The organism is Microbacterium sp. (assembly GCF_031178525.1).
Classification (GTDB): domain Bacteria; phylum Actinomycetota; class Actinomycetes; order Actinomycetales; family Microbacteriaceae; genus Microbacterium.
This window is the reverse complement of sequence record NZ_JAPSJA010000169.1, coordinates 1,995-5,304: the sequence shown is the minus strand read 5'-3', so window position 1 is coordinate 5,304 and position 3,310 is coordinate 1,995. Positions and strand designations below refer to the sequence as shown.

5 protein-coding genes are annotated in these 3,310 nt (G+C 68.8%); all 5 read left to right on the top strand.

Translation table 11 applies throughout. From position 1 onward, the window contains the following. The coding region (locus RIF89_RS10610) for an NfeD family protein (protein ID WP_309069079.1) at window positions 1-221 on the top strand (221 nt) is incomplete at its 5' end. Between the two features lie 3 nt (window positions 222-224). Further along, on the top strand, window positions 225-1,130 hold the full coding sequence (locus RIF89_RS10605; RefSeq protein WP_309069078.1) for an SPFH domain-containing protein: 906 nt from the start codon (window positions 225-227) through the stop codon (window positions 1,128-1,130). Further along, on the top strand, window positions 1,127-1,885 hold the full coding sequence (locus RIF89_RS10600; RefSeq protein WP_309069077.1) for a glycerophosphodiester phosphodiesterase family protein: 759 nt from the start codon (window positions 1,127-1,129) through the stop codon (window positions 1,883-1,885). The genes RIF89_RS10605 and RIF89_RS10600 overlap by 4 nt, the downstream gene beginning before the upstream one ends. 119 nt (window positions 1,886-2,004) lie before the next feature. After that, window positions 2,005-2,382: an RNA polymerase-binding protein RbpA gene (locus tag RIF89_RS10595; protein ID WP_309069076.1), complete on the top strand. Its 378-nt coding sequence runs from the start codon at window positions 2,005-2,007 to the stop codon at window positions 2,380-2,382. A gap of 119 nt (window positions 2,383-2,501) precedes the next feature. Beyond that, a complete protein-coding gene (gene ppgK / locus RIF89_RS10590; RefSeq protein WP_309069075.1) occupies window positions 2,502-3,254 on the top strand; it encodes a polyphosphate--glucose phosphotransferase in 753 nt (250 codons plus the stop codon). Window positions 3,255-3,310: the final 56 nt, after the last annotated feature.

Below are 3,310 nucleotides of genomic sequence, written 5' to 3'. Positions count from 1 at the left end.
CGGAGAAGTTCAACGTCGACCGTCTGATCGGTCTCGCCGGCGTGGTCACCGAGACCGTCTCGGCACTGGGCGGCCGCGTCAAGCTGACCAACGGCGACTCGTGGACCGCCCGCGTGCAGGACGGCGGCGACCTGCCCCCGCACACCCCCATCGTCGTGCGCGCCATCCAAGGCGCCACCGCCATCGTCGCGCCCGCGACCACATCGTCTCAGGAGGGCTGACCCATGGACGCCATCGGACCGATCCTGCTGTGGATCCTCGCCATCGCGGTCGTGGTCTTCGTGATCACGGTGCTCGTGCAGGCGATCCGCATCGTGCCGCAGAGCGAGGCGTTCATCATCGAGCGCCTCGGTCGCTACCACCGCACCCTCTACGGTGGGCCGCACCTGCTCGTGCCCATCTTCGACCGCACGCGGTCGCGTGTGGATCTGCGCGAGCAGGTCGTATCGTTCCCCCCGCAGCAGGTCATCACCGAGGACAACCTCTCGGTGGCTGTCGACGTCGTCGTCTACTTCCGCGTGACGGATCCTCGCGCCGCGACGTATGAGATCGCCAACTACCTGGGCGCTGTCGAGCAGCTCTCGATCACCACGTTGCGCAACGTGGTGGGCGGGCTGAACCTCGAAGAGGCCCTCGTCAGCCGCGACCTCATCAACGCCAAGCTCAGCGCCACGCTGGACGAGGCGACGGGCCAGTGGGGAATCAAGGTGGGCCGCGTCGAGATCAAGGCGATCGATCCGCCGCCCACGCTGCGTGATGCGATGGAGAAGCAGATGCGCGCCGAGCGCGACCGGCGCGCGGCGATCCTGACCGCCGAGGGACAGAAGCAGTCGCAGATCCTCGTGGCCGAGGGTGCGCGGCAGGCGGAGATCCTCAAGGCCGAGGGCGACAAGCAGGCGCAGGTGCTGCGCGCTCAGGGCGAGTCGGAGGCGATCCAGAACGTCTTCAACGCGATCCATGCCGGCGCGCCGGATGACCGGCTGCTTGCGTACCAGTACCTGCAGACGCTCCCGAAGCTCGCCGAGAGCCAGTCGAGCAAGCTCTGGATCATCCCCAGCGAGCTGACCGAGGCGCTCAAGGGCATCGCCGGTGGCTTCGGCCGGGGCGCTGCTCCCACTGACCGCGCGTGACGCATCCGTACCTGCGGGGGGCGGCGCACCCGCGTGTGCTCGCTCACCGCGGTCTCGCGCTGCCGGATCAGCACATCGAGGAGAACTCCTTCGCGGCGATCGCGGCGGCCCACGCCGCCGGGGCCGCGTACGTCGAATCCGACTGCCACCTGACGGCCGACGGGCACGTCGTGCTGTTCCACGACGACACGCTCGAGCGGGTCACGGGTGATCCCCGCGCGATCGCCGACGTGACGCTGCGCGAGCTCGAGCAGCAGATGGAGGGCCGGGGCGGGGTCGCGACCCTGACTCAGGCGCTCGAGTCCTTTCCGGAGACGCGCTTCAACCTCGATGTGAAGGCGGATTCGGCCGCGGTGGGCGTCGGATGGCTCGTGGCCGAGCACGCCCACCGCGTGCTCGTGACGAGCTTCTCGGATGAACGGCGGCTGACCGCGCTGCGCGCGGCGAGCCCGTCCCGGCCCGCAACGTCGCCGGGCTCGCGCACCATGGTGCGGCTCGTCGCCGCGGTGGGCGCGGGTCTCCGGCCCGTCGCCATGCGGCTGCTGACCGGGTTGGACGCCCTGCAGATCCCCGAGCGCCGGGGCCCCGTCCGCGTTCTCACGCCCCGGCTGATCCGGTGGGCGCATGAGGCGGGCGTCGAGGTTCACGTGTGGACGATCAACGATCCGCAGCGCATGCGCGAACTGGTGGCGCTGGGCGTCGACGGCATCGTGACGGACCGCGCCGACGTCGCGCTCCAGACGCTCACGCGCTGAACCCCGCCCATCGTTCATCACGCTGGGATTCGGCTGGGAAAGGCGGTTCCCCGCCCGTTGTTCGGATGATGTGCACAGGCGGGAGCGTTATACCTGACACCTGACGAGAGGACCACACAATGGCAGATCGCAGCCTTCGCGGAATCCGACTCGGCGCCCAGAGCCTCCAGAGCGAGGAGGGCGTCGTCTTCATGGAGCGCACCCAGTACACGTACCACTGTGCGTCGTGCGACCGTGACACCACGCTCACCTTCGCTGCCGATGCCGAGGCTCCCGAGACCTGGGAGTGCCGTGGCTGCGGTGGCGAGGCGCTTCTCAAGGTCGACGGCGGCACCGTCGAGGTCGACCACAGCGGCGACAAGGCTCCGCGCACGCACTGGGACATGCTGCTCGAGCGCCGGACCCTTCCGGAGCTCGAGGAGATCCTCGCGGAGCGTCTCGAGTTCGTCCGCGCCCGTCGCGGCGCCGGCGAGGACACCCGCGCGAAGTCGGCCTGATCCGACCTTCCCACGACGACGCCGGCCCTTCGGGGTCGGCGTCTTTCGTTTCAGTGCGACGGCGCTGTGGGCACCCGCTGCGTTCATGAGCACGGCTCGTGCTCCAATAGGCTGAGCGCATGGCGAACAGCGTGGAACGGGCCGTCGGAATCGACATCGGCGGCACCGGCATGAAGGCCGGGATCGTGGATCTCGTCAAGGGCGAGATGGCAAGCGATCGCGTCCGGATCCCGACCCCCGAAGGTGCGAAGCCGAAGGACGTCCTGGCGACGGTCAAAGAGCTGATCGAGAAGCTCGGACCGGACGCCGCCGACCTCTCGGTGGGTATCTGCTTCCCGACCATCGTGAAGAACGGCCGGACGCTGTCCGCCGCGAACGTGTCGAAGAAGTGGATCGACTTCGAGGCCGACGCGTTCTTCGAGGAGGGCTTGGGCAAGCCGATCCACTTCGTCAACGACGCGGACGCCGCGGGGCTCGCCGAGCTGCGCTTCGGCGGCGCGAAGGACCAGCCCGGTCTGACCATCCTGACCACCCTCGGCACGGGCATCGGCGGTGCTCTCCTGTTCGACGGCAAGCTCGTGCCGAACGCCGAGCTCGGGCACCTGCAGTGGAACGGCGACTCGATCGAGAAGTATGCCGCGACCTCCGCCCGTGAGCGCGAGAATCTGTCGTGGGAGGAGTGGGCCGCGCGCCTGCAGGAGTTCTACGACCACCTGGAGTTCCTCTTCTCCCCCGACCTGATCCTCGTCGGCGGCGGCGTCTCGAAGAACCCCGAGAAGTTCCTTCCGCTCATCAAGACGCGTGCGGATCTCCGGGTCGCCACCCACGCGAACAACGCCGGCATCATCGGCGCCGCCTCGCTCGCTCTCTGACCCCGAACAACGCAGAAGCGCCCGGATCCCAGGATCCGGGGGCCTCGTCGTTTTTA